The 26,015-nt window shown below is 44.6% G+C and carries 22 protein-coding genes and 2 pseudogenes; 20 read left to right on the top strand and 4 right to left on the bottom strand.

Annotated features, from left to right (window positions below; genetic code table 11):
* Positions 1–219 precede the first annotated feature (219 nt).
* The 3 genes and pseudogenes from COP04_RS04385 (at position 220) to rfbB (ending at position 4,251) form a co-directional block, all read left to right on the top strand.
* Entirely contained in the window at positions 220–2,565 is a 2,346-nt protein-coding gene (locus tag COP04_RS04385) for a glycoside hydrolase family 68 protein (RefSeq protein ID WP_100486871.1), read from the top strand.
* A gap of 236 nt (positions 2,566–2,801) precedes the next feature.
* Positions 2,802–3,238 (top strand): annotated as a pseudogene (rfbC, locus tag COP04_RS04390) (dTDP-4-dehydrorhamnose 3,5-epimerase); the annotation flags it as partial.
* A complete protein-coding gene (rfbB, locus tag COP04_RS04395) occupies positions 3,238–4,251 on the top strand; it encodes a dTDP-glucose 4,6-dehydratase (RefSeq protein ID WP_100486872.1) in 1,014 nt (337 codons plus the stop codon). The pseudogene rfbC and the gene rfbB, both read left to right, overlap by 1 nt.
* A gap of 522 nt (positions 4,252–4,773) precedes the next feature.
* On the opposite strand, the gene COP04_RS04400 is transcribed toward rfbB, so the two are convergent.
* Positions 4,774–6,360 (bottom strand): PucR family transcriptional regulator, encoded by a 1,587-nt coding sequence (locus COP04_RS04400; RefSeq protein WP_100486873.1) that lies wholly within the window; start codon positions 6,358–6,360, stop codon positions 4,774–4,776.
* Between the two features lie 358 nt (positions 6,361–6,718).
* Between COP04_RS04400 and COP04_RS04405 the strand changes: the two are divergent.
* The 10 genes and pseudogenes from COP04_RS04405 to COP04_RS04445 form a co-directional block, all read left to right on the top strand.
* A pseudogene (locus COP04_RS04405) lies at positions 6,719–6,940 on the top strand (hypothetical protein); the annotation flags it as partial.
* A 178-nt stretch (positions 6,941–7,118) separates the two neighbouring features.
* On the top strand, positions 7,119–8,495 hold the full coding sequence (locus COP04_RS04410; protein WP_100486874.1) for an APC family permease: 1,377 nt from the start codon (positions 7,119–7,121) through the stop codon (positions 8,493–8,495).
* Positions 8,496–8,546: 51 nt separating this feature from the next.
* Positions 8,547–9,899 carry a glutamine synthetase family protein gene (locus tag COP04_RS04415; RefSeq protein ID WP_100486875.1) on the top strand — a complete coding sequence of 451 codons (1,353 nt, stop codon included), beginning with the start codon at positions 8,547–8,549 and terminating at the stop codon, positions 9,897–9,899.
* A 58-nt stretch (positions 9,900–9,957) separates the two neighbouring features.
* On the top strand, positions 9,958–11,082 hold the full coding sequence (locus tag COP04_RS04420; RefSeq protein WP_157800166.1) for an amidohydrolase family protein: 1,125 nt from the start codon (positions 9,958–9,960) through the stop codon (positions 11,080–11,082).
* An 80-nt stretch (positions 11,083–11,162) separates the two neighbouring features.
* Positions 11,163–11,924: a gamma-glutamyl-gamma-aminobutyrate hydrolase family protein gene (locus COP04_RS04425; protein WP_100486877.1), complete on the top strand. Its 762-nt coding sequence runs from the start codon at positions 11,163–11,165 to the stop codon at positions 11,922–11,924.
* A gap of 427 nt (positions 11,925–12,351) precedes the next feature.
* Positions 12,352–13,428, top strand: coding sequence for an ROK family transcriptional regulator (locus COP04_RS04430; RefSeq protein ID WP_157800168.1), 1,077 nt, complete (start codon positions 12,352–12,354; stop codon positions 13,426–13,428).
* Positions 13,429–13,452: 24 nt separating this feature from the next.
* Positions 13,453–14,826 (top strand): APC family permease, encoded by a 1,374-nt coding sequence (locus COP04_RS04435; protein ID WP_100486879.1) that lies wholly within the window; start codon positions 13,453–13,455, stop codon positions 14,824–14,826.
* A 54-nt stretch (positions 14,827–14,880) separates the two neighbouring features.
* Positions 14,881–15,777 carry an ROK family protein gene (locus COP04_RS04440; RefSeq protein ID WP_100486880.1) on the top strand — a complete coding sequence of 299 codons (897 nt, stop codon included), beginning with the start codon at positions 14,881–14,883 and terminating at the stop codon, positions 15,775–15,777.
* Positions 15,778–15,931: 154 nt separating this feature from the next.
* A complete protein-coding gene (locus COP04_RS19400) occupies positions 15,932–16,081 on the top strand; it encodes a hypothetical protein (protein WP_157800169.1) in 150 nt (49 codons plus the stop codon).
* Positions 16,082–16,150: 69 nt separating this feature from the next.
* Positions 16,151–16,579, top strand: coding sequence for an alpha/beta hydrolase (locus tag COP04_RS04445; RefSeq protein WP_338062863.1), 429 nt, complete (start codon positions 16,151–16,153; stop codon positions 16,577–16,579).
* A gap of 119 nt (positions 16,580–16,698) precedes the next feature.
* Here the strand turns inward: COP04_RS04445 and COP04_RS04450 are convergent, their stop codons facing one another.
* Positions 16,699–17,709, bottom strand: a complete 1,011-nt coding sequence (locus COP04_RS04450) for an LCP family protein (protein ID WP_100486882.1) — start codon at positions 17,707–17,709, stop codon at positions 16,699–16,701.
* A gap of 308 nt (positions 17,710–18,017) precedes the next feature.
* Between COP04_RS04450 and COP04_RS04455 the strand changes: the two genes are divergently transcribed.
* A complete protein-coding gene (locus tag COP04_RS04455; protein WP_100486883.1) occupies positions 18,018–18,377 on the top strand; it encodes a 3D domain-containing protein in 360 nt (119 codons plus the stop codon).
* Between the two features lie 109 nt (positions 18,378–18,486).
* Here COP04_RS04455 and COP04_RS19405 read toward each other — a convergent pair whose 3' ends face one another.
* On the bottom strand, positions 18,487–18,648 hold the full coding sequence (locus tag COP04_RS19405; protein ID WP_157800170.1) for a hypothetical protein: 162 nt from the start codon (positions 18,646–18,648) through the stop codon (positions 18,487–18,489).
* Positions 18,649–19,172: 524 nt separating this feature from the next.
* On the opposite strand from COP04_RS19405, the gene COP04_RS04460 reads away from it, so the two are divergent.
* The 6 genes from COP04_RS04460 to COP04_RS04485 all read left to right on the top strand — a co-directional run bounded on the left by COP04_RS04460 (position 19,173) and on the right by COP04_RS04485 (position 23,918).
* Positions 19,173–19,496 (top strand): Na-translocating system protein MpsC family protein, encoded by a 324-nt coding sequence (locus COP04_RS04460; protein WP_162297075.1) that lies wholly within the window; start codon positions 19,173–19,175, stop codon positions 19,494–19,496.
* A gap of 112 nt (positions 19,497–19,608) precedes the next feature.
* The gene (locus tag COP04_RS04465; protein WP_239984760.1) at positions 19,609–20,379 is read left to right on the top strand and encodes an ABC transporter ATP-binding protein; all 771 of its coding nucleotides are present in this window, start codon (positions 19,609–19,611) and stop codon (positions 20,377–20,379) included.
* 142 nt (positions 20,380–20,521) lie between these two features.
* Positions 20,522–21,304 (top strand): ABC transporter permease, encoded by a 783-nt coding sequence (locus tag COP04_RS04470; protein WP_239984951.1) that lies wholly within the window; start codon positions 20,522–20,524, stop codon positions 21,302–21,304.
* 17 nt (positions 21,305–21,321) lie between these two features.
* A complete protein-coding gene (locus tag COP04_RS04475) occupies positions 21,322–22,347 on the top strand; it encodes an ABC transporter substrate-binding protein (RefSeq protein WP_100486886.1) in 1,026 nt (341 codons plus the stop codon).
* Positions 22,348–22,385: 38 nt separating this feature from the next.
* A complete protein-coding gene (locus tag COP04_RS04480; protein ID WP_100486887.1) occupies positions 22,386–23,024 on the top strand; it encodes a cysteine hydrolase family protein in 639 nt (212 codons plus the stop codon).
* A 228-nt stretch (positions 23,025–23,252) separates the two neighbouring features.
* A complete protein-coding gene (locus COP04_RS04485; RefSeq protein WP_100486888.1) occupies positions 23,253–23,918 on the top strand; it encodes a GntR family transcriptional regulator in 666 nt (221 codons plus the stop codon).
* Between the two features lie 80 nt (positions 23,919–23,998).
* Here the strand turns inward: COP04_RS04485 and COP04_RS04490 are convergent, their stop codons facing one another.
* Positions 23,999–25,384 (bottom strand): hypothetical protein, encoded by a 1,386-nt coding sequence (locus tag COP04_RS04490; RefSeq protein ID WP_100486889.1) that lies wholly within the window; start codon positions 25,382–25,384, stop codon positions 23,999–24,001.
* Positions 25,385–26,015: the final 631 nt, after the last annotated feature.

The following is a 26,015-nucleotide window of genomic DNA, read 5'->3' on the forward strand; positions in this document are numbered from 1 at the left end:
AGGCACAGCTCAAAGTGCTGATGTACCCACTAGATATATGAAGCACCTTGATTCCTTTACCAATGTTTCGGGATAAACTGATTGGTGAGATAGTTTAATTGTAACCAAATCTTTTATTGCAACATTAGGATATAAATACTAAAATTGCTTATTAGTAGTTTTTAATTGATGATTATATTTACATATTGAAAGGATGAATTATTAGGGAGGGAACTGCATTTGAAAAAACTTGTCAGTCAAGCGGTCATTTTAATGCTTTGTACAATTTTTAGTCTCGCAATGCTTTTTTCTCAGGTTCAGGCAAAGACAAGAATTTATCAGTATTATGTTGTGAAGACTTCAGATCTTTATAATTCAACGTCTCTTCATAAGCATAAAATCAGCACGATTGCAATCAATAATCGTCTGACTACATCAAGTAGCCGATCATCAAGCATGTATCGAGTAAAGTTTGACGGGAAAACAGGCTATGTCTATCGGAACAATCTGGCAACGAAGCCAAAGAGCGTAAAATTTTACGTGACAAAGACGACTCATCTGTACAATTCCACAAAGAGTAATAAGCGTTCGCTAACGACGATTCAGATCAATAACTCGCTCTTTACGACGAGTCCTCTTTCTTCAAGTTATTATGAAGTCCGCTATGGAAAGCAGACCGGGTATGTTTACAAAACAGATCTGTCGGCTCAGCCGAAAAATGTCAAATTTTACGTGGTGAAGACAGCTTATCTGTACAATTCCACAAATAATAATAAACGTTCGGTGGCGACGATTCAGGTCAACAATTCGCTTAATACGACGAGTCCGCTTTCGTCAAATATGTATCAGGTGCAGTATGGGAATCACAAGGGTTATGTTTTAAAAACAAATCTTTCGACGAAACCAACAGTCGTGAATTTTTACACGATAAAGGCGTCAATTCTTTATAATTCGACAGCCAAGAATAAACGCGAATGTAGCTCAATCGGGATTGACGAGCCATTGAGCACGACGAGTCCTCTTTCATCCTTCATGTTTCAGGTCAGTTACAATAATCAAAAGGGGTATGTTTATGCTGCCAGCTTGGGTAAATCGCCGGTTAATTATTCCGACAGCTATGGTGTCTCGTTGATTACCCGTTATGAAATGCTGCAGATTCCAAACCAGCAGCTTTACTCTCAATTTAAGGTTCCCAACTTTGACAGTGAAAATATAAACAATATTCCTTCGGCTACCGAGGAAAAATTGGGTAGTACCACACCTGTTGCCATGGATGTTTGGGACAGCTGGCCGCTGCTGAATACCGATGGAACACTGGCCACTTATGACGGGTACCACCTAGTTTTTGCTATGGCAGGCGCGCCAAATTCTTCAGAAAATTATATTTATCTTTTCTACCAGAAAGTTGGGGATAATTCACTGGATGCTTGGAAAAATGCAGGGCGTATTTTCAAAGGGGAAAATGCAAACGAATACGCGTTGCCGAATGATAAATATCTGGCAACTCAGGCAGAAGAATGGTCCGGTTCGGCTGTTTTGACTGCCGGCGGAAATGTCCGTTTATTTTATACTGATCGCCAGCCTTGGGATCCTGCCAACAAATTTTACGGTGATCAGATTCTGACAACCGCTCAGGTCAATATAGATACGACTAAAGATAGTCAGGGAATTCTCAGCGTGAAAAACTTAACCGGGTTGAAATCATTGTTTGCTGGGGATGGGAAGCTCTATCAAACGGCTGATCAGGGTGCCAATGTCAACGGTGATGATCATTGTTTAAGAGACCCGCATTATATCGAAGATAATGATGGAACAAAATATCTTGTCTTTGAAGGTAATACGGGCACTGACGATGGTTATCAAGGAGAGCCTTCCCTGTATAATCAGGCATATTACGGCGGGAATAATACATTCTTCAAAAATGAACAGAAAAGCCTTCTGTCTGGCAGTGAGAAAGGATATGCTTCACTTGCCAATGGAGCCATCGGCTTGGTTAAACTGGACAGTAATTATAATGTTGTCGGTGTTGAAAAGCCTTTAATTGTTTCTAATCTTGTATCTGATGAAATTGAGCGCCCAAATATTTTCCAGCTGAATGGAAAATGGTATCTATTTACGGTTACACGGGGAAATCGGTTTGCGTCACCTTTGTTTACCAATAACATGGTCTATATGCTTGGTTTTGTTGCCGACCATCTTCAGGGACCGTACCTTCCCCTGAACGGGACTGGGCTAGTTCTGGCATCGCATGAAGCACTGGACAGCCGGACTTTTACTTATTCTTATTTCAATGTTCTTCCGGACATTAAGAATTTAAAAACAAATGGAGGTCCGACCAATGTTGTCATCACCGGCTATATGACAAATCGCGGGCTACCGGGTAATGATCGTTCAACGTTTGCCCCCAGTTTCCTGCTGACCATCGATGGGGATAAAACCTCAGTGCGGTCTCAGGATATTCTGAATCAGGGACAATTGACTGTGGACAATGCTTCGGCAGCACCTGTTTCATCGGGAGGCACGGGTACTGGAAACAGCTCCGGCAGTTCCAACAGTTCTGGCGATTCCAGCGGAAGTTCGTATTAATGGACGGTTTAAAATAATTAAGTCGCATAGTCGATTAAATAAAAAAAAGATGATCCCGCTGAAATGGGATCATCTTTTTAGTCTGAAAATGGGGGGTAAAAACTATTATATTTTCTTTGCCTTATTGTCCTTCAGATTAGGCAGGGCGATTCCGATATATGCACTTAACTTGTTTGCAAGACGAAACTTCGACACTGGTGCCTGTTAATTGTCATTAATTCGCATCAAACCATGCTGAATTTATTCAGGGCAACCAATCGTTATCTAGTGAGCACAGAATCGTTCGCGGCCTTCACTATCAATTGAATCCGAAATGTCAGATGAAACTGCTGCGGGCATTGACCGGTACTATTCTTGATGTTATGGTTGATATCTGTAAGGGCTCACCCACTTTTGGCAAATGGGGTGGATTCATTCTTAGTGAATACAATCGATGGCAGTTACTGATTCCAAAGGGTTTTGCCATGGCTTCTGTACCCTGACTCCGAATGTCAATGTGTTCTATAAGGTGGATGAATACCATGCACCGGAACAGGATCGTGGCATTATGTGGAATGATCCGGATATAGGCATTGATTGGCCGGTCAGCGATCCAATTCTCTCAGAAAAAGATCAGTACCACCCTTTACTTAAAAATGCGGAGATTAATTTTGAAATGGGGGTCGAAGACTGATGAAACTGCTTGTAGCTGGAGGTGCCGGTTTTATCGGCAGCAACTTCGTCCATCATATGATTAAATTCCATCCTGAAGATACAATTGTTAATTATGACTTACTTACATATGCAGGAAATTTGGAAAATCTGCAGGATGTTGAAGATCGTCCAAACTATCATTTCATTCATGGAGATATCTGTAACCGTGAACTACTGGAGTACGTGATTGATCAGTTTGCTATCGATACAGTTGTTAACTTTGCTGCAGAATCGCATGTCGATCGCAGTATCACTGAACCCGATCTATTTGTAAAGTCAAATGTACTTGGTACACAAACTTTGCTCGATGTAGCGAAAAGCAAGAATGTGGAAAAGTATCTTCAGATCTCGACGGATGAAGTGTATGGTTCTCTGGGATCCGAGGGCTATTTTTCAGAAACAACTGCTTTAGCCCCAAACAGTCCTTATTCGGCGAGCAAAGCTTCTGCAGACCTAATGGTTCGTGCTTATTATAAAACCTATGGTATGAACGTGAATATCACACGCTGCTCAAACAACTACGGCCCGTATCACTTCCCGGAGAAACTAATCCCGTTGGTTGTGACGAATGCGTTGGAGGGCAAAGAACTTCCGGTCTATGGTGACGGTAAGAATATCCGTGACTGGCTCTATGTTAAGGATCATTGCTCAGCGATTGATTTGGTACTTCACAAGGGTAAGCCAGGAGAAGTCTATAATGTTGGTGGTCACAATGAGAAGCGGAATATTGATATCGTTGAATTGATCGTGGATACACTTGGAAAATCCCGTGGTTTGATCAAACATGTTTCGGACCGTCTTGGTCATGATCGCCGTTATGCGATTGATCCGACAAAAATTGAAACGGAATTTGGCTGGAAACCGCAATACAACTTCGAGAAAGGGATTAAAGAAACGATACAATGGTATCTCGATCATGAAGACTGGTGGCGCAAGATCAAGTCTGGTGAGTATATGAATTATTATAAGAAGCAGTATGGAGCTAGAAGTTAGGTCAAATAAAGTTGTTGTGACGAAGGCTCATGGTCGATTTGGTATGGAACGTTCCTTAATGTTTTGAATAAAGGGAATGAAATATATGATTTGGTTCATCAGATTGTCACCTTCAAAGCTATCTTTCCAATCGTAAAAACATGCAATTTTAAAAGGGCTGTACCGATGCTACTGAGAATGAACCAATTTTAAGAACGGCGGCATAGAGACCGAACTTTTTTAAAAATCATTCGATTTTGTCTGAATTCCACTTTGACAATTTAAAGGCTGAATCATAGCGGATCAGATCACTTTAATGAGAACCGTTATTTTTTAAGGAACTCTTGGGTCAGGGGAGGAGAGATAGGTAAGTTGGGCTAGATGACAAATACGATTTGCCTCTAGATTGACGGCTATCTATCCTGGTCTATACTAAAAAACCAAGTGATAGATTAAGAAATCACTTCACAATCGAAGATACAAATCACGAGATGTAATCCTAATTAAAGCTGTGCCATAACACTCTGTGCAGCACGATAATACTTAATCGTTCAGTAGTTTCAAACAGAGCTGAAAGACAAACAAATCGTCAGGATCTGAAAGGGATCTTCCTGACAGATGTTCTATTTTCTGGATTCGGTAGATGAGGGACTGACGCTGAAGGGAAAGCACGCGGGCGGCCTGGCTGACGTTTCCCTTGCAATTGATGTAGCATTTCAATGTTGGAAGCAGGTCTAGGCCGTGCTCTCCCTGATAAGCAATGAGCTGGCCGAGTGTATTTTGTACCAATTCATTTGCCGCCTCATTTCTTGACAGGGCTTCGAGTGCGCGGTAGAAGGCGGTTTCGGAATAAATCATCCGATGCCCGGGCCCTTGATACTTTCTACCGATCTCCAGAGCAGTCTTTGCTTGGGAGAAATGGTTAGGCAGCGATGGAATGCTGCCCGGACGGTCGTCAATTCCCCAGGAAAAAGCCGGGAAATCAGCGTCAGCCAGTCGTTTTGTTACCTGGTCCAAGAACAGGATGAAGTCTTTCCGGCCATCATCCTTCGTTTCCAAAAAGATAACCAGCAATTCTTCATAAAAAGCACAGAAAGTCTTTCTTTCTAGATCTGAGGAGCATACAAGAATCAGCTCCTCAACTTTAGGTTTTGCGAGATACCGCTGGTTTTTGCTCGAATCGCTTTCTGGCTGACCAAGAATCACGATAAACGTGTCCGAAAGCGCTATTCCATAGGAAGAAGCCTTCATCTCCAGCTCTTTCGAATCGTCCCATTTTCCCTGAATCAACTGGCTTAAAAATGCCGCTTTTTCTTCCTGAATCTTCTCGGAGTGTGGTTGTTCCATTTTAAACCACAAATTAAGAGGGGTCACCGCTTGGTCAAGAGTGGTGTCAGGAATTGGCAGTAATGCCGGTCTATCAGTCGTCATGATGAGGGAAACATTTTGCTGGTTTAACGTTTGAAAAGGAAAGATCTGAAAGGTTGTCTTCCGAATCTTTTGCCATTTACTGGCTTCGCCGGTGCCGGTTGGAGGGGCTTCGTCCAAGAAATCAGGATTAAAATATTCCTCCCTTGCCTGTCCTGTTGGTAAAATTACTGTCCCAGTTCCATCTTGACGGAGAGCAACCTTTATGCCGAAAACGGCCGCCATCGCTTGGAGAGCATCACGGATGGACCGCCCGTCCAGAAAGAACCTGAGCATTTCCCTTTGGAGATCGTCGACGTTATGCTGGGAGAGCTGTTCCCACTGATGAATTCCTGAAATAATCGATTTAATGACATCGGAAAAACGAATTTCCCACGGTAAAGTGATCAGCGGGAAATTGTTCTCTACAGCAAAAGTGAGGACGACCCGAGGAATATGGTGTATATATCCGCCGATAGCAATCGCCAAAGCCGCCGCACCGGAATCACGGATTTCTTTAACAAATGACAGGAAGATCTGTTCATCCTGACATCCGATCGCTGTCGTCAGGACAAACTCGTTCTTTCTCACAAAACGTTCAACCGGGAGCTCGATCACGGAAACCGATTCGACAGGCTGTGTTTCCAGCACGTTCTGTCCCGAAAGAACAACCGCTTTGGCCATTAACGAATGAGATAGGATATGGCTGAGCGTATAATTCATTGATCAGGACTCCCCGAAACGTGATTTGTCAAAAAACATGCCGAATGATAGAAAAAGATCCGTATCGGTTGCTCTTATTATAATAGAAAAATACTGAAAATAACATTAATTAACCATGTAGTGCTGTTAACGCTGACTTTTGTTTCATGAATTTGTGAAAAAGTTAGCTATTCGTCAACTTATCTCTAAAAAGTGACAAAAAATTCAGCTGAATTTTCATACAAATTGAACAATAGTTTTTAACTTTGTGTTCATTTACACTTAAAGTAATCTTTTATAACATCAGATGTCATAAGTTTATACAATGGAAAACGGTTGAGCAAATAATTAATGGGAAAAGGAGCGAAAAAGGCCGGTATTGGTACGCAGACGGTATGAACCGGAGAGAAGGTGGCCCTTGTGCCATTTTGCGACACATGTTTCGGTGATCGTCAGTGTGGCGTATAACTATGACGACATGGACGAATGGTACGATGTCGCAATCGGGAAGAAAACGGGTCACATCTACGGATGGAACTCGAACCCGACGGTGCAGCCGTTTGAAAGCAGGATGAAGGCACTTGAGGGAGCGGAGAATGCGTATTTCTAAAGGCATTGAAAACACAGAAGATCTGGCTGACGATCTAAGACAGGCCTTTGAACAGCTGGAAGAAACGGATAACGGTTAGTTATTTTTTATTTTTCTATATCATCTATTATCAAAAAATTCATGTTATTAAAGGATTTTTATTCAACTTACATACTCAGGAGGGGATTATATGGCTGATTCGAAGTTAAAGAAGGGCTATCTTTCAATGATTGAAGTTCTTGCCCTGTCTGTATCCATTGTTGCGCCGACCATGGCCATGGCTTTTAATACGGCTCCGACAGCAGGCGTTGCCGGGACAGCCGTTCCGCTATCCTTTTTACTTGGTACGATAGCGATGATTCTTGTCGGCGTGTCTTTCGTTGAATTTTCCAAGCGGATTCCGCATTCCGGATCCGTCTATGCTTATAATACCAAGGGATTCGGGCCCAAAACAGGCTTCGTCTCTGGCTGGTCGCTTGCGGCGACCTATTTTTGTTATTCCGCTGGATGCGCAGCGCTGTTTGGTAATTTTGCAAATGTTTTTTTGCTTCACTTTGGCATCCACGTACCGGAATGGATCCTTGTAATGGTTGGCATATTTCTGGTCTGGTTTTTCTCTTACCGCGACATTCGTCTTTCCACGCGGGCAGCGCTGATGCTTGAATGCATTTCCATTGTCGTAGTCCTTATTCTCTGCTTCATTGTTGTTGGAAAAGGTGGGAGCTCCGGAAACAACCTGACACCATTTACCACGGGAACAGCGGGGATCTCAGGTATTGGTGCCGGCATGATTTTTGCCATCCTGTCATTTGCCGGATTTGAAGGGGCATCGACTCTGGCAGAAGAGGCGAAGAATCCCAAAAGGGCAATTCCTGTTGCGATCCTGGGGACGGTAATCATGGCTGGTATTTTCTATGTCTTTGTCAGTTATGCCCAAGTCATTGGCTTCGGCGTAGATCATATTGCAAAATTGTCGGGCTCCAATGCACCACTGGATGTTCTTGCGTCGCGTTATGTGAACAGCGTGATGGGCACATTCATTGATTTCGCTGCGATGATCAGCGCGTTTGCCTGCTCTCTCGGGTCGGCCAATGCGGGGTCAAGAATACTGTTCGCGCTGGGACGTGACAAAACTATTCCTGAATTTTTAAGCTATGTTCATCCGAAGCACGGGACGCCGGTAAATGCAGTAAATACCATCAGCCTTTTCACACTTGTCCTTTATCTTGTGATCGGACTGTCAGCGGGTGCATCGAATTTCTACGCCTACTTCGGAACCATCGGCACCTTCACCTTGCTTTTTGCTTACATCATGGTCAATCTGGCGGCGATTCGTTACTTTCGCAGAAACAAGGATGAAAATTATTCGGTAATCCGCCATCTAGTCATCCCGATTCTTGGCTTTCTGTCACTGCTCTGGCCGATCTATGGGAATGTGTATCCGGTTCCGTCTTTCCCGTTTAATATTTTCCCGTATATTGCAGCGGCATGGATTATACTCGGGATTGTTATCATTGCCGTAAAGTTGTCCAAGAATCCGGAGTTTGCCTCCCATATCGGAGGCTGAAGACCACCTTATGAGTAAAATGACGAGAAAGAAAGCAGGGAGGAGATACAAATGGAAATTGATGACGTCGTACGTCTGGCGAAAAAAGAAGGCGTACAGCTTGTTGAATTCTTATATGTCGATAACAGCGGTATTGCCCGGGGTAAAGTGACACATGTGGATCACCTTAAGGGGCGAATGATCAGCGGAATCGGGCTGACTCCGGCCATGATGGCGATGAACGTATTTGATCATCTGCAACCGATTCCTGAGATGACAGCGGTCGGCGAGGTTCGTCTGATGCCGGATCCTGAGTCGTTCCGCGTGCTGCCTTATCATCCGAAGGTCGCGGCCGTGATGTGCGATCAGATCAGTCTGAATCATGAGCCATGGGCTGCATGCCCGCGCAGCTTTCTGAAATCCATCATCAGACAGGCGGAAAACATGGGCATTACAGTCAGGGCGACATATGAGGATGAGTTCACACTGGCAAGACTCAATGAGGAAGGAAAGCATGTCCCAATCGACGAGTCACTTTGTTTCAGTGCGGCCGGCATGGTGGCGGGGAATCCCGTTATTCTGGATATCGTCAGCGCGCTGAAGGATCAGGGAATCCAGCCGGAACAGTATTATCCGGAATTAGGTTTCGGGCAGCACGAACTGTCCATCAGCGCGACGGACCTTCTGACCGCCGCCGATAATCAGGTCATTTTCCGGGAAACGGTCAAGGCTATTGCACGTCAGCACGGGATCATCGCGAGCTTCGCTCCGAAGCCGTTCGTTGATCAGGCAGGAAACGGCGGCCATATCCATTTTAGTATCTGGGATAAGGAGAGCAGCAAAAATCTATTCTGGGATGCAGATGATCCGCTCAAGTTGAGCGAGATCGGCTACCAGTTTGCGGCCGGCGTTCTGCACCACCTCAAAGGGCTCGTTGCGCTGACCTGTGCCAGCGTCAATTCGTACCGTCGTCTCCAACCCGGATCATGGAGCTCTGCCTATGCGGCCTTTGGAAAGGACAATCGTGAAGCGGCGCTGCGTATCGCCTCGACTTTTTGGGGCAACGAAGAAAAATCAATGAACATTGAATTGAAGGCGAGCGACTCTACAGCGAATCCGTATCTGGCACTCGGAGCGATGATCGCCTCCGGGCTTGACGGTGTCAAAAACAAATGGCATCCGGGGGATTATGTGGATGTGGATCCCGGGACTCTGACCGATGAAGAACGTGCGAGACTGGGCATTAAGAAGCTGCCTTCGAGCCTTCTCGAAGCGCTGGAGGCATTGAGGACGGATTCTTTTTTCGCCGATACGTTGGGTGATCTGCTGTTTCGATCCTATACGGCGGTTAAAAAATCCGAATATGACATGTTTGCCAGGCATGATGTACCGTTTGAGCTGAACTACCACTTCGCGAAATATTGAAGTATAAAGAATAAAATTTTAACCTGAGTGGATCATGTGAGGGATGGAAGGAGCTATTATGTCCGACTTACTGAAAGGCATTCCAGTAATTGATCACCATTGCCATGCGATCGTTGATGAAAAACGTCAGAGTGATACGGAAGCGCTGCTGCGCGTGACGTCGGAGGCACCCGTGACCTACTCGGCTGCCGATCTGAAGGAACGTCTTGCCTGGCAGGCGGTCAAGGTCATTGTTGGACGCTATACCGATGGGCAGTGTCCGAGTGGGGAAAGCATTCCCGGACTGTTGGCGCAGCAGGATTACGCGGCGTACTGCCGTACTTTGTTTCAGGACGCCGGCTATCAGGCATTGCTTTTGGATACGGGTTTTGCGCCGGAGTCGGCCGCTTCCCTGAAGAAAATCGCTTCGTTGACGGGTGCGCAGACCTATCCGATTTTTCGTCTTGAAAAAGTCCTGGAAGAGGAATTTGAAAGAAAGAAAACTTTTACTGATTGGTGGGAAGCGGTGATCAGTCGCGTCAGAACAGCCCGGGAAAGCGGCTATATCGGTGCGAAATCCATTGCTGCTTACCGATCCGGACTGCAGATCCATGAGGTTGACATTGATACTGCGAAGGAAGCCTTTCAAAGGTGGAAACATTCAGGAGAGAAGCGGCTGACTGAAGCAGATCTGATCAATTTTGGTGTCTGGCATGCGGCCGGGGATCTCGCCCGGCAGGCACTGCCCCTGCAGTTCCATACCGGGTACGGCGATCCCGATACGGATCTAAGGCAGGGAAATCCGCTGCTCTTGCGCGGATTTATTGAAAAATACACACCGCTCGGACTTTCCATTGTGCTGCTGCATTGTTACCCGTACCATCGTGAAGCGGGTTACCTTGCCAGCGTCTATAATCATGTCTTCTTCGACACTTCACTGATTGTGCCGCTCGGCCTTAGTTCAGCCAGACGGGTTGTGGCGGAGGCTTTGGAGCTGGCCCCCTATTCAAGATACCTGTTTGCATCGGACGCGCATACACGGCCGGAAATGTTTGCGTTGGCGGCTGAAGTCTTCCGGGATGCATTTGAAGCGCACCTGAACGATACTTTGGTGGTCCGATATACCAGCCGCGAAGTGAGGGAGCACTGGGCAAGTCTCGTTTGCGGGATGAACGCAAGACGGCTCTATCTGGACGAGGCATGATGATCTGATTGCAGCGGTTCCTTAGGATGAAGGGATTGCTGCATATTTTTTATTAGCTGAGATAGGAGCTGAACGAATTGATGATGAACAAAGCCGTTATCGGCGTTACAGGTTATGATGTTTCTGAAGAAGAAGGGTACGGCGGCAAACTGCGGGGAAATATCGGACAGGGCTTTAGTGTCATCGGTCATGACTACCTGCAGTGTGTGGAACGGGCAGGTGGTATTCCAGTTGGTCTGCCAGTTCTTTCCGACAGCGATCTTTCCATTGTGTCATCATTGGACGCTATTGTTTTAACAGGAGGTGAGGATGTCGATCCGCGTCTGTTCAGGGAAAACGTGGATCACCGTATGGGCAGGATCTGCCCTGAAAGGGATCATTTTGAACTGAAGCTTATTGAGTACGCGCTTAAAGAGAACAAACCGATTCTTGCCATTTGCAGGGGCATGCAGCTATTAAATGTCTATTTTGGTGGATCCTTATATAAAGACATCTCCGATAAGGGGAAGGTCCTGACGCACAACTTTGAAAATAACCCGCGCTGGTATTGCGCCCATTCCGTCCGGCTGATGCATCCGGTTTTAAGAGACTTGTACGGATCAGATGAGATTGACGTCAATAGCTATCACCACATGGCGATAAACCGGCTGGGGGCGGGTTTGGAAATAGCAGCCGAATCCTCGGACGGAATTGTCGAGGCGATGGTGCACCGGAAATTCAAGGATATTCTAGCCGTACAGTGGCACCCGGAAATGATGTCTGTTAAATATGAAGAAGGCTTATTGCCCTTTCAATGGCTGATACAGGCTGTAAAAGCAGAGAGAGACAAATGTTTTAGATAAAAAGGGAGCATTTACTGCCTGGAAAATGCGTGCATAGAAATCATTCATGCCCATGGTGAAAAACGAACGGATTTTCTCAATTCCAGTGACTGGATAAGCTGATTCACGTAATATTTGAATGGTCCGTTGATAGATACGTAAAAGGTCCGGAAAATGGCTTGCTGTTGCCATTTCCGGACCTTTTTATCCGTTCTGTATTTCCCCAACCCAGTCCCGTGTTACGTCGCTCCGTGTGTGTCAAAAATAACCCTTGTCCTTATTTGATTTGTCATGGTTAAAGTAAGGCTATTCGATTTTTCTGTATGAAATAACGTGTCAGAAAATATAACAAAAATAAATTATTTTTTGATCAACAGGTTTAGAATGTTGTCAAAGGTTAGTTTGTTCATAGACCAAACTAACTAAAATGGTGGAAAGAAGGGCTGCTTTGAAAACGGGAAATATGGATTTGATCAGAAACATTAACCGGCAGCGTGTTCTGGATGTTATTAAACATTTTCAACCTGTTAGCAGAGCCGTGATCTCGAGAAAGCTTTCATTAAGTCGCTCAACCGTATCCATGATTGTTAATGACTTAATTGAAGATCATTCGGTTGTTGAACTTGGAATGGGTGAATCGACAATGAACGGCGGCAGGAAGGGGACGATGCTCGGTTTTAATCCGCGGTCTGCTTTTGGCATCGGTATTGATCTGCAGGGCGGAAGTTCTCGCATCGTGTTGGCGGATTTAGACGGGAACGTGACTATTTCTCACAGTTTTACCTTTGATCGGGATTTGGGAAAGTTCAAAACGCTTCTGAAAAAATTTCTAAGTAGCTTATCGGATGAAATGACTCACCTGGTCGGTATTGGAATTTCTGTACCCTCCATTGTGAAAGACCATGAAATTGTTGTTGATGCACCATCTCTTGGCTGGCAAAATCTCAATTTGGCGGAAGAACTATCAGATGTCACGAATCTTAATCTGTTCACTATCAATGACGTGAATGCTGCGGCATTTGGTGAAAGATGGTTGGGGCAGGACAGACAGATTGACAATTTATTTTACCTGTCAATCGGTACCGGTGTCGGATCGGCTATTATTGCGAATGGTGGATGGGTATCCGGTGCTGATCAGGCTGCAGGAGAAATCGGCTACATGCTTGAGAATAAAGATGTTAATCAGCACGATACGTATGTTGTCGGGCAATTCGGAACGTTTGAAAAAAAAGTTACTTCTTTACTTGCCGCTAAGAAGACGACGCCTGAGATACGTAACGAGCTGGTCACTCAATTATCTGTCGCCTTTGCCAATATATCCAGTCTGCTGAATCCCGAAAAAATCATTATTGGCGGTCCGTATCAACAGAAGCTGGAACCATTAATCGGAGAAATTCAGAAAAAAGTGCAGCAATATAGCCCACTGCCTGCTGAGATAGCCTACTCTGCTTTGGGGTGGGATGCAGCGGCAATCGGTGCTTTGGAAGGTTTATATCACTATCTCCGGGATCAGACAATCAATTAATCATTTTTGAGAGGGTGAATCGTAATGGAAAAGTCAGGCAATGGGTTGGTTCGCAGTATTGGCACAATGCAGGCAACAGCGATTAATATGTCTCAGATGATGGGTGCCGGGCCTTTTATTACTATCCCCATTATTCTGACAACCATGGGGGGCCCGCAGGCAATGTTTGGATGGATTGCCGGTGCCTTGCTTGCTTTGCTTGATGGACTCGTCTGGAGTGAGCTGGGCTCAACGTTACCTGGAGAAGGCGGTACGTATATTTATTTGCGTGAAGCGTTCCAGTATCGCACAGGCAAATTGATGCCGTTTCTTTTTATTTGGTCAACATTAATTGCAACGCCAATGATGATGGCAACAGGCGCGATTGGGCTGGCCAATTATTTTGGCTATTTCTTTCCGCACATTACACCGCTCGAAACAAAACTTGTTGCCGTTGCAGTAACTATAATAACCATTGCACTACTTTATCGCCGCGTGAATTCAGTAGCTAAAATATCAACAATACTGTGGATCGGTATGATTGTAACTGTCGTCATGGTCATTGGTACCGGGCTGACTCACTTCAATCCTCAGCTCGCCTTTAATTTTCCAAAAAATGCTTTTGCACCGGCCAGCTTTTTTACCGGTCTTGGAGCAGGAATGCTATTATCGATTTATGATTATATGGGCTATTATACCAGCTGTTATCTGGGTGATGAAGTGAAGAATCCCGGACGAACGATTCCGCGTGTTGTCACTCTGTCAATTCTGCTTGTTGCAGTGATTGACTTAATGATGAATATCGGAATTATTGGCGTTGTTCCATGGCAGACAGCGATGAAGAGTACGAATATCGGCAGCCAGCTCATGGGACATATTTGGGGAACACCGGGAGCAGTGATTATTACGCTACTGATTATCTGGACATGTTTTGCGTCCGTATACACTGGCTTGCTCGGCGCTTCACGTCTGCCCTATAATGCGGCTAAAGACGGGCTATTTTTCAAAGTATTTGCGAAGCTGCATCCAAAGTATCAATTTCCAAATGTCTCCTTGCTCATTATGGGTATTGTCATGGCCATTTGCTGTTTCTTTGACCTTTCAACGATTATCAACGCCTTAATGGCACTGATTATTGTTGTTCAGTTTATGGGCCAGATTGTTGCACTGACTGTTCTGCGCAAACGCCGTCCGGACTTGAAGCGTCCCTACAAACAATGGCTGTATCCCATTCCAAGCATCATTGCCTTTATTGGCTGGGGCTATGTCTTCTATTCATCAGGCTGGTCGGCAATCACTCTTGCCGTTGTCTGGACGGTCATTGGTATTGGTGTATTTTTGGTCTGGGCTCATCTGCATTCTGAATGGCCATTTGGTCAGAAAAAGATTCAGGAGGCATTTAAAAGTCTGGAACAATAATTAATCGGTACAAAAATAGAAAAGGGTAAAACTGTAATAGAGGGTGAACGTGCGATGAGTCAAACGGAGGTTATCCTGGCTTATGATTTTGGTGGGACAAAGGTGGGTGCCGCGCTGGCAGATAAAAATCGTAGGATTATAAAAAAAACTAGAATCAAATCGTCAGGAGTACCTGTCGCTGTTCTGCTTCGCCGTGTCGTTGAAATGGGGAACGCTTTGCTTGAGAGTGTCAATGATTGCATGCTGGTCGCTGTCGGAGTCAGCATGTGCGGTGTTGTTTTTAAAGATCATATTGAGCTTGCACCCAATCTGTCCGGAATCGAAGAGCTGAATGTTCGCCGGATGCTGATTGACGCATTTCATGTCAGAGTTGTGATGGAGAATGATGTTCTGGCTGCGACACTGGTCGAATTACGGCGGGGAAATCTAAAGGGGACGGATTATGGTTTGTACGTTAATTTTGGCACAGGCATCGCGGCAGGTTTTACAGCGGGAAACAGCATCATGAGAGGCCATCAGGGGGCAGCCGGTGAAATTGGTTATTTAATGAAGAGCAGGGATGATACGGCTACTTTTAAGTCCGGTCATGCCTCTTTTGAAGAGTTTTCCAGTGGCGCCGGCGTTGAAAAACGTTTTTCTGAGGATTATGGCAGAACACGGACTGCCAAAGAAATATTTGAAACGAGCCAATCAGGTACAGAAATAGGAAAGTTTGTGTCAGAGGTTTGCAGTGAAATAGGTTATCAGATCGCTAATTTGGCGGTGATGTGGAACCCGGAAAAAATCGTTATCGGCGGAGGCATGGCGGCTTCCTTTGCCCAGCTTCAAGGTGCGATTCTAAAGAAACTTCATGAGAATGTGCCGTATCCTCCTGAATTAGTCCGCTCCTATTTCTTGCAGGACGCTAGTTTGTATGGAGCCATAGAATTGGCGCTTTCCGAAGAGCAATAACAAGATTTTACTCTGTTTCAGAATGTTTGGCCGAATGATACTTTTGTTATTTTTCCATTGAAATAAAAATCCGTCTGGAGCTGTTCATGTTTTTCTTCCCATACACAGAGCGGGAGATGAGTTACGCCTTGAATTTTGGAAGGAGGGGCCGCAAATGTTCCGTTTAGACCTGGATTTGCGATATATTGCTCAAAGAACACGTACATTCAGGCAGGAATATGCGCATGTGAAGAGCGACAGCGGAGTTTCAGGATTAAGGTCTTTGGATCTTGCGCTCAGAAAATTTCTGAAAGAAAAACAGTAAGATTCGGTTGCTGAAGATCAATGCGTTAAAATTAAATCTTATGATATAGAAACACGTGACAGATTTTCGATCACTGCCCGGTGGTATACAAAACAGGAGTGTCCAAAGCAGCGTGCGGTACTTTACATTCATGGCGGCGGTATGATTATCGGGATAGCTGCAGATTCAGATGCTATGGTTTCAAAATACGTGGCTTCGATCGAGATTAATATGCTTTCTGTCGATTATCGCCTGTCACCGGAATATCCTTATCCAATTCTTGTCTACGATTGTTTTGACGCTTTGAAATGGCTGGTGAAGCATGCCCCGGAGTTGAAAGCGGAGCTTGACCTTTTCAGAAATGAGGACATCGCTTTTGGCTTGGATTTATTGAAAGCCGAAGTATCAGTGGAGATGAACCTGATCCGAGGGGTTCCGCATTCTTTTGATTCTCTTGCGCCCAATGCCCCGGTTCCGCAACGTGCGTTTAACGAAAGATGCCGGGTTCTGATGTCATAATTTTTTGAAATGCAATGATAAGAAAAGTCCGGAGTGAAATATTGATTCTTCACTCCGGACTTTTAATTTATGCTCTTTTGTTTTCCACAACGATCAAATGATTCATAAAAAATCTGCTGTCAATTTGTAAAATACTGTTTAATCACGTTTTGCAGTTGTCCCGGGTCAAGGACGATCTCACTGTTGTTTGCTTTCAGAATATCATCATACATGGTCACGCTGCTGCCTTTGACCTGACGGTATTTGATCTGCTGCTCTGGGTGGAAGTCACCTTTGACACCCAGTCCGATGCTGATCATGTCATCCGTTGTCATATTGGTTGCAACGAGGAATTTTGATAATGAACCGGCAAGTGCCGGGAACCTTGTCACATTGGCAGGACTCATCATTTTTTTGGCGATGCCAACCAGTGCGGCCTGCTGCAGCTGCTGGCGCCCATAGTCCGTACCAGGCAGCGAGTAGCGTTCATGGGTAATTTCTGTAACCATTTTTCCGTCGAGAGCATGTGTACCGGCTGTAAATGTTTTCCCCATATCTTCCGGATACCAAGGATGGGTCAGCGTTACATTGAATGGCAGAGTCATGTCGATACCGCCAATCGCGTCGACCATGTACTGCAGTCCCCAATAATTGGTTTCTGCGTAATAATTGATCGGAACTCCGGTCAGACTGGAGATTGAATTGACCGCTTCAATAATGCCCTGTTTTGAACCATGTTCGACTTGGGCTATGTATTGAACACTGGTGAGCTTCGTGTACCCGTGCCCCTGCATGTAAACGCGCGTATCCCGTGGAATACTCAGCATATTGTAGGTGTGGTTGTTCAGATCGGCATGGATCAGCACCATCGAATCGGTATGACCCGCGATATCTCCCTTCCGCACATCAGATCCGATCAGCAGGACATTAAAGGTACCGGACTTCTGTTTGTATTTGCTGTTACCGCCTGTTCCGATGATCGTTAAATTTTTAAAATGATTGGCCGGTTTCAGTGAATAATATTTATAGAAACCAAAGCTGGTTCCGGCAACAATCAAAACAAGCAGAATAATCAGAGTGTAGCGCAAAATTCTGTGACGTTTTTTTGATCTCTTTAAACCGCTTCTTGATTCATTTGTCTCTCTGGCCATATTTTTAAACCCCTCGCTTTTTTGATTAAACCTCTGCAGACAGAACCCTTATTTGCCCCTGCGGCCGACAATCTCACTTGAAACGAATTGTTTTACCTGTCCATTGTATAACAATTAGATGACAGAAAATAGATAGTATGCGGATTTATGAAGGATTGCAAGCAATAGTATTCCTTTTTTATACAAAATTATGTAAAAGCACAGATATAAATGTAATCTAATCCAAAACGGTTTGTTACATGCCTGTTACAGGTCTGTTATATAAAACTGGTAAATTTAAGCTATTAGGAAAAGAGGTATACGGGCACATGAAAAGAATATTAATGACTCTAGCCGTTGTTATTTTAATCATATCAGGTATATCCACTCCAGCGGCGGAAGCGAAAACCCGCATTCAAACAATGACAGTTTCAGCCACAGCGTATTGTGAAATGGGAAGAACTGCAACCGGCTATAATTTGAGAAAATATCCGAATGCTAAAGAAATAGCTGTTGATCCGCGTTATATTCCACTTGGTTCCAAAGTGTATGTCCCAGGATACGGAACAGCGATTGCCAGAGATACTGGTGGAGCCATAAAGGGCAGAATTATTGATGTTCACTTTAAATCGTATCACCAGGCCATCATGTGGGGAAGAAAGCATTTAAAAATAAAAGTATATCGATGATCCGTTCATATTAAAAGAAAGAATAGGAGAGAAAAGTGGGATACTTTTCTCTCCTATTCTTTTAGATTAAGCTTCAACTCCAATCATCAGTTCAGTCATTCTTTTATTCTCAATCAAACCAGTCTTCAATAATGCGGAGAAGCAGATACTGGCGTTTGCGGAGACTGAGAAGGGAAAAATAGTTTTCAAGTTCTGTGAAAACTTGCTTTTCAACCGGATCAGAGAGTTCATTGAGGAAGTTAAGTGGGACGGCGAATTTGGTGAATAGCATATTGATGGAACTCCTTTCGGAGATGGGGTAGGGAGAAAATGTAAAACCAGGGTGGGAGACATGAGGGGATCTTCCTATATGATATATAGGGAAGAAAGAAGAAAATGGTGAATATGTTTTTGGATAGTTTGCGTAAAAAGCTGGAATCCTTCAGCTAGCGTCGCTTAAGGAGCATGGGGGTCTGATGGGTAAATTCCCGTTTAAGCCAGTTGCCCTCAGACGATAAAAATTCATTTTTTGTTTCTTCCCGTTTGAGACAAAAGGTGAGATCACTTATTTTCCGGTATATTCAACTTTTTTCGCAAAGATTATATCACCGGACTAATCTTTGAGCAACATTATATAGAATTTATATGTCAGATTATCTTACACAATTACAATGTTTGATTGAAGGACATGCTATTATAAATTTATAAAATTTTAAATACATTAAAGGATTTGATTATTCCCACGCAGTGATGGGAGGTGCCGTTGCCATTGCAAAGTTGCTGCCAGTGAGCTTGGGTGAATTCAAGCAGGAGCTCATGAAAGAGTACAACTTGGTCAATCAGATGATTTTCAAGGTCGGTGTAACCGAACAGAAGGTGAGTGTGTTCGAGGATAAAGTTGTGATTATCGCGAAGCACAAGCGCATTCCGGTACTTGAGATCATAGATGAAGCGGATAAAAACTTTTCCGAGGTCATTGATCGATTGCTTATCAAGAGGTACAAAGAGGTTCTGGCAAAAAATATTACTCGACGTTTTGGCATCGGAGTTAAGCTGGTTTTAAAAGATTATGATCCGCGGAAAGAAGTTAGCGGTACATTAATCGTTTTAGATGAAAATTTGAATGAACGCGGCTGGTAGAATGAACTCATGAATGATGAGAGCAGGGCAACCGTCGGAAGAAGATCAGAGTATGGATATCTGATTTTTTCCGTCGGCTGCCTTTTTTATTTATTTTACAGGGGAGTGATTGATGATGAACAAATTGGAAATTGTGCATAGCAGTAAAACCTTCAGAAAGAACGACAAAGAGTTTTGTGCGCTGCAGGAAACAAATATGAGCATTCAGAGTGGAAAATTCGTCAGTATCATTGGTCCAAGCGGCTGTGGTAAATCGACTCTTTTCAATATTATTGCCGGCCTCCTGCCTCCTTCAACCGGCGAGGTACTCCTTGACGGAAAAAATATTGTCGGCAAGAGCGGTTGCGTCGGCTACATGCTGCAGAAGGATCTGCTGCTGCCGTGGCGGACGATTTTGGATAATGTCATTCTCGGTCTTGAGATTCGTGGTGTGCGCAAAAGCGAGGCGAGAGAACGGGCACTGCCCATGTTGCAGAAATACGGACTGAAGGGGTTTGAACATCATTTTCCCGCCGAACTTTCAGGAGGAATGAGACAGAGGGCTGCACTGCTTCGCACGTTGCTTTATGACAAAGATGTGATCCTTCTCGATGAACCCTTTGGCGCACTTGACGCACAGACCAGGCTGTTCATGCAGTCGTGGCTGCTCAAAATTTGGAATGATTTTAAAAAGACGGTTTTGTTCGTCACGCATGACATTGATGAAGCTATCTATCTGTCGGATGAGATTTATGTCTTCTCACACCGACCGGGCCGGATCAAGGCAAAGGTGGAGGTCGATCTTCCCCGACCGAGAAATGAAGAAACGCTGACTCAGACTTCTTTCCAGCACTTAAAAAAGGAACTACTCACCATGCTGAAAGTCGAGCAGGAAATAAGCTGACAGGTTTTCAGTCGAGTTTTGCAGCAAATTATTTAGGAGGATGATTTTAATGGATGGAAATGCTGAGAAAATTTCTGTCGAACAGACAGGGGTTGATCAATCGTTGGAAGTTAAAAAAAGCATACGGGTCAAAGCTAGAATAATGGAAGATGACAAGAAGGGAATCAGCGTGCGCAGCAAGGCTGTCATCGGTCAGCTGATCGTTGGAGCCGCAATCATCTTCCTGTGGGAATCTCTGACGAGGATTGGCTGGCTTGATTCCTATTATTGGAGCAGCCCGAGCATCATTGTTCAGACGGGCTGGACAGCTGCTATTCAAGGTACCCTGCTTCAGGACATGGCTTATACTTCCGGTGCAACGATTGTCGGTTTTATTCTTGGCACGTTGGTCGGCTCTGCGATTGGTTTGTCTTTCTGGTGGTCTGCACTTTATTCGAAAATTACGGAACCTTATATGATCGCTTTTAACGCAGTACCAAAACTTGCTCTGGCACCTGTTCTCGTGATCATGTTCGGTATCGGGTTCAACTCAAAGGTGATTCTGGCCTTTTTAATGACGGTCATTGTGGCAGCACTGGCGGCATACAGCGGTGTGAAGAGTGTTGATAAGGATCTTGAGAAGATGTTGTTTTCGCTTGGGGCGAAAAAGCACCACGTCTTTATGAAAGTGGTCGTGCCCTCCTCTGTCCCGTGGATGGTGAGTAGCCTGAAAATCAATATTGCGCTCGCGCTGGCTGGCACCATTGTCGGCGAATTTATCAGTTCAAGGCAGGGCGTCGGCCGGATGATCTTATATGCCGGGCAGGTGATGGACCTTAATCTAGTCTGGGTTGGCGTTGTTGTGCTGTCTTTCCTATCCATCTTCATGTATCTCGGTACGGTTTGGATAGAAAAATGGCTGCTCAAGAATAGAAAATATCAATAAAAAATGGGGGCAAAACGATGAAAAAATTAAACGGACTTTGGATTTTAATGCTGGCGACCATACTCATGCTGTCAGGCTGCGGTTCCGCATCAGGAGGATCTGCACAAGGTAAAGAAGCAGCCAGTAAAAATATTGTCATTGCCGAGCCAGTACATCTGATTGCCTACCTGCCGCTCTATGCGGCAATTGATGAAGGCTATTTTAAAAAAGAAGGGTTGGATGTCAAAACGATCACGGCAACAGGCGGCGCACACGTCACTTCAGTTGTCAGCGGTGATGCTTGGGGCAATATCGGTGGTCCGGAATCGAACCAGATGGCTAATAATGGAAATAAAGATCCGATTGTTTCAATCGTTAATGTTGTTGACCGTGCTAATGTCTACCTCATGGCCAATAAAAGGCTGAAACTGAAAGGGACCAGTGATCAAGACCTAGCGGCTTTTATGAAAGGAAAAAGTATTGCGGCAGGCCGTTATGGAGGGAGCCCGGATCTGCTGACCCGCTGGCTGCTGCTGAAAGTCGGTCTTAATCCGAACAAAGATGTGAAACTGGATGAACCCGCCGATGCATCGGCTGTTGTTTCTCTCGTAGCACAGGGCAAAGATGATATTGCGAACGGGGCGGAGCCTCAGATCAGTGAAGGGATCAAGAAGGATGCGTGGAATGAGCCGTTCTACGGGTTCCCGAGCCTCGGAGATTACGCCTACTCTGTGATCAGTGTGAAACAGTCAACCATTAATAGTCAGCCACAGACCGTGCAGAAATTTGTCAATGCCATGATCGAGGGACTTAAGCTTGTCAACAGCAATAAAACAGAAGCATTCAAGATACTGAAAAAAGAATTTCCGACTTCTTCGAACGCAAGCCTGAAAGCTTCGGTGGATCGAGCTTATAAGGACCAGTTGTGGAGCAAAGACGGTTTTATCACAAAGGCGGCAGTGGCCAAACCAATGGATGTCGTGAAAAAGACAGGTGTATACACAAAAGGTTATCAATACAGCAAGCTTGTCAACATGACCTTTGTCAATAAAGCCAATAAATAACGCTACATATTTCAAAGGAGCGAGGGGAAGAGTCATTTATGGAACTGGAAAATAGTGTCGATCCCAGTAAGACCGCATTTTTAGTCATTGATATGCAGAACGATTATTGTCACAAAGAAGGAAGCCTGGCGAAACAGGGACTGGATGTCAGTGGCGTTGCCAGCATGGTGCCTCACCTCATGCATTTGATTGACCAGGCTGAAATGTATCACGTTCCAGTCATCTATGTACGGACCATCCATGAAAAAAGCACGGATTCCGGTTCATGGATTCACCGTCTGCGCGGGAAAAGCCAGACTGATTTATGCCGGAAAGGCACATGGGGGAGCGAGTTTTACAAGCTTGTCCCCGAGGAAGAAGACATTATTGTCACAAAGCACCGTTACAGCGCCTTCATTCATACAAAACTTGATTCCGTCCTGCATACGCTCAATGTTAGAAATCTGCTGATGGCGGGAGTAAGCACAAACGTATGCGTCGAGTCGACGGCGCGCGATGGATTCATGCTTGACTACAACGTTGTCCTTCTATCAGACTGTACGGCCGCTTTTACAAGAGAGGCTTATTTGATGACGCTAACAAACATCAGCCAGTTTTTCGGCACAGTTGCTGCTTCAAATGAAGTCATTGACTGCTGGGCAACCCTTGATAAACCCGGGATGAAGATGACAACCTGATCGGTTTTCAATTTTGCTGAAATTCGATTGCTTAGCTGATTCATGCAATATTGCAAAATTTTTTTAATACAGAGGGCAAGCACATATCGTTCGTGCTGCTCTCTTTTTCTGCTCCCGGATTGTCCAAAAAATCGGCAAATAATGATCAAAACTATATCTGAGATATATCCAAAGAATCGATGTTTGTATATGATGTATATTGTATACCGGAGGAACGGAGGAGCGAATATGGCAGACTGGGACGTAAATCAGCTTGTGCCCATACGCGAATATGTCTATCGTCATTTGAAAAACCTGATTTTGGAGGGGAAATTTAAAGCGGGCGACCGTTTGGTTGAACGAGAGCTGGCAAAGACGATGCAAATCAGCAGAACGCCGATCCGTGAGGCCCTGTTTCGCCTTGAAGCACAAGGCCTGGTTAAAACAATGCCGCGCAAGGGGGTTGTCGTCGAAAGTATCTCGAAGGAAAAGATTGTCGAGATCTTTGATATTCTTTCAGTGCTTGAAGGACTGGCAAGCAAACTGGCGGCGAAGAAAACGGATAACAGAATGTCTGAAATGTGCGGACAGTGGATCGAACGGATACAGCAATTTTTGCAAAATCACCACGATGACGAGATTGAAAAATTTCATATGGACGTCTGTGATTTTCTATATAAAGCGGCGAAAAGTCCGAAGCTATACCTGATGCTTATCGATCTGACAGACTACATTCGTGCATTTGCCAGTGTCGGTTATACGAGAAAAGGACGGATGGAAGAAGCGATGGAGGAACATATTCAAATATTGGATGCGATCAGAAAAGGCGATGCAGAGAAAGCCAAGCTGCTGTCAGAGCGGCACATTGAACAGTCAAAAGCCGTTTATCTTGAAACGGCAGAGTTGGAGCCATAAGCAGATTGACTGGGAAATGCAGCGTCATCTCGAAACTTTCCCCCAAAAAATTAAAAAAGATAGTGGCCCTTTTGCTTCCATTAAATAAGATAGAGCAATTGCACAAACAGTGTGAGCAGCACGAGATAGAGGCAGGTAAAAGGGAAATTCCAGTTAGACAATTTTATTGGCTTTTCATTGATAATGCTGGACATCATACCCAGTGTGGCGTTGTAAGGACCCATCAGAAAAGCGGGAATGGCTCCGCCAAGCATGGCCACTGTGACGACAATTGGCGACTTGTTCAGTATATCGGAATGAAGGGCAGCGGAGATCAGGGCAAGCCCTACGGCGGGGTGAAGACCAATGAAAGCAAGTGCAAATGGAATCAGCGGCAGCAGGATTAAAAAAATACGAATGCCGCTAAATTGGATCAATGTATTCACCCAATGCGTGACGATCGTGTCGGCACCCGAGACATTCAATGCAGTGATGAAAAAGCCGGCTGAAAGAAAGATAAAAAACTGATTTTGCATTTTCGGTATATAGGTCTGGAAGTGGCGGACGACACCCGGGAAGAAAGGTTTGCCTTGTCCAATCAGAATGCACCAGAGGAAAGCGAACGGTATCACAATCAGACTGACCAAAAAAAGGAAGCTGAACGAAAAGAAATGATCCAGCAACGTGATCAAGGCGTTCAATAGAATAATGGCAGCAAGAATATGAAAAAGCCTGGCCGGTCGGCCGCCGGCCAGCGGCGCCAATGTTGAAGCAGCTGTTTCTTTCTTTGCGCTTTTCCACTGCAATCGTCTGCGAAAAAGCTGAAGTGGGCGGCTGATCGAGACCCAATCCAGCAAGAGACCGCCGATGCTCATGACAAGAAGAAAAGGAAGAATTTTCGAATAAGCCGTCCCTGTCAGATAAAGAACCGTCCCGACGATTGGCGTAACAGGACTCCACAAGAGCGGCATAGCATAGCCGTGGGTGATGGCACGACTCAAATAGCGCTTCTTGTTGTCAATGGGATATTCCTTAACCGAAGAAGAAATCGAGTAATAGGTCATGGGCAGGGCGGCCAGATTCATGAACGAGCTGAAGAAATAAGAGACAGCGGAAGTCAGCATGTACAGCTGAGTCGTGCTTTTGACCCGTTTGCGAATGATACTGTGCACTTCGTCCGCATATTTCCCAAAGCGGATCGGGAGCGACAGAATGGGAATAAGAGCAAATAAAGTAACCATCTGAATCATTTCACCAAATGAAGAAATAAAATGAATGGGTGCCGATCCGCCCCATAGTAGCATTGCGCTTCCACCAATCAGGAAAAAAAGGCCGAAAGTCAGTGCGAGCCCTTTTACATAACGAAGACTGACAAGAACGGCTAACATCGATAAAATGGAAACGGTCATTTGCAAAACAGGTTGCTTCGGGAAAAAAGACGAGATCATGTAGCTTAAAATGGCAAGAAGATATAGGAAACGGATCATCAATGACACCTCAATACATTGGAGTATAAATTTATTATAATCTTTTGGTATACCAAATACCATATAACTTTTTTAACTTTATAAATTCTTTTAATGGGAAAAATTAACTAAAAAAAGGGATGCAAATGGACACAAATTTCCTTTGCAAAGAGAAGTAATAGTCTGTTAATACTATTATCTGCGTTATCCGCATAAATAATTGGCGACAAGTCTTTATTTGTATATAAATTGGATCTTGGGTTTTATTGAGAGAAGGGTGTGGTGATACGCGTTTAATAATTAAGTTATAGAAAACGCCTTCTTTTCCCAAAAAATAGCACAATTGATTTTGTTGTCTTCTTTTTTCAGGCGTATACCATGGTAAGGTCTACATTTCTTGTCTTCATGAGACGTTCGTTTTGTGTGGGCGGGAAAGAGAGAAATGAGATGCTTAAGAAAATCCAATGCATAATAGACAAGTACAAATCAGAAAGATATATCAGATTTAGTATTGTTTAACTGTAGGGACTCGGAAATGTGACCAAAATGATTTTTTCGGCCCAACTACTCGTGACTTTAATCCGATTCATTTTGTGTTGCGGGAAAGGGGTAAACTGATTATCAAGAGGGAGACACTTCACGTACATAGTAA

It is taken from the genome of Sporolactobacillus pectinivorans (assembly GCF_002802965.1).
GTDB lineage: Bacteria > Bacillota > Bacilli > Bacillales > Sporolactobacillaceae > Sporolactobacillus > Sporolactobacillus pectinivorans.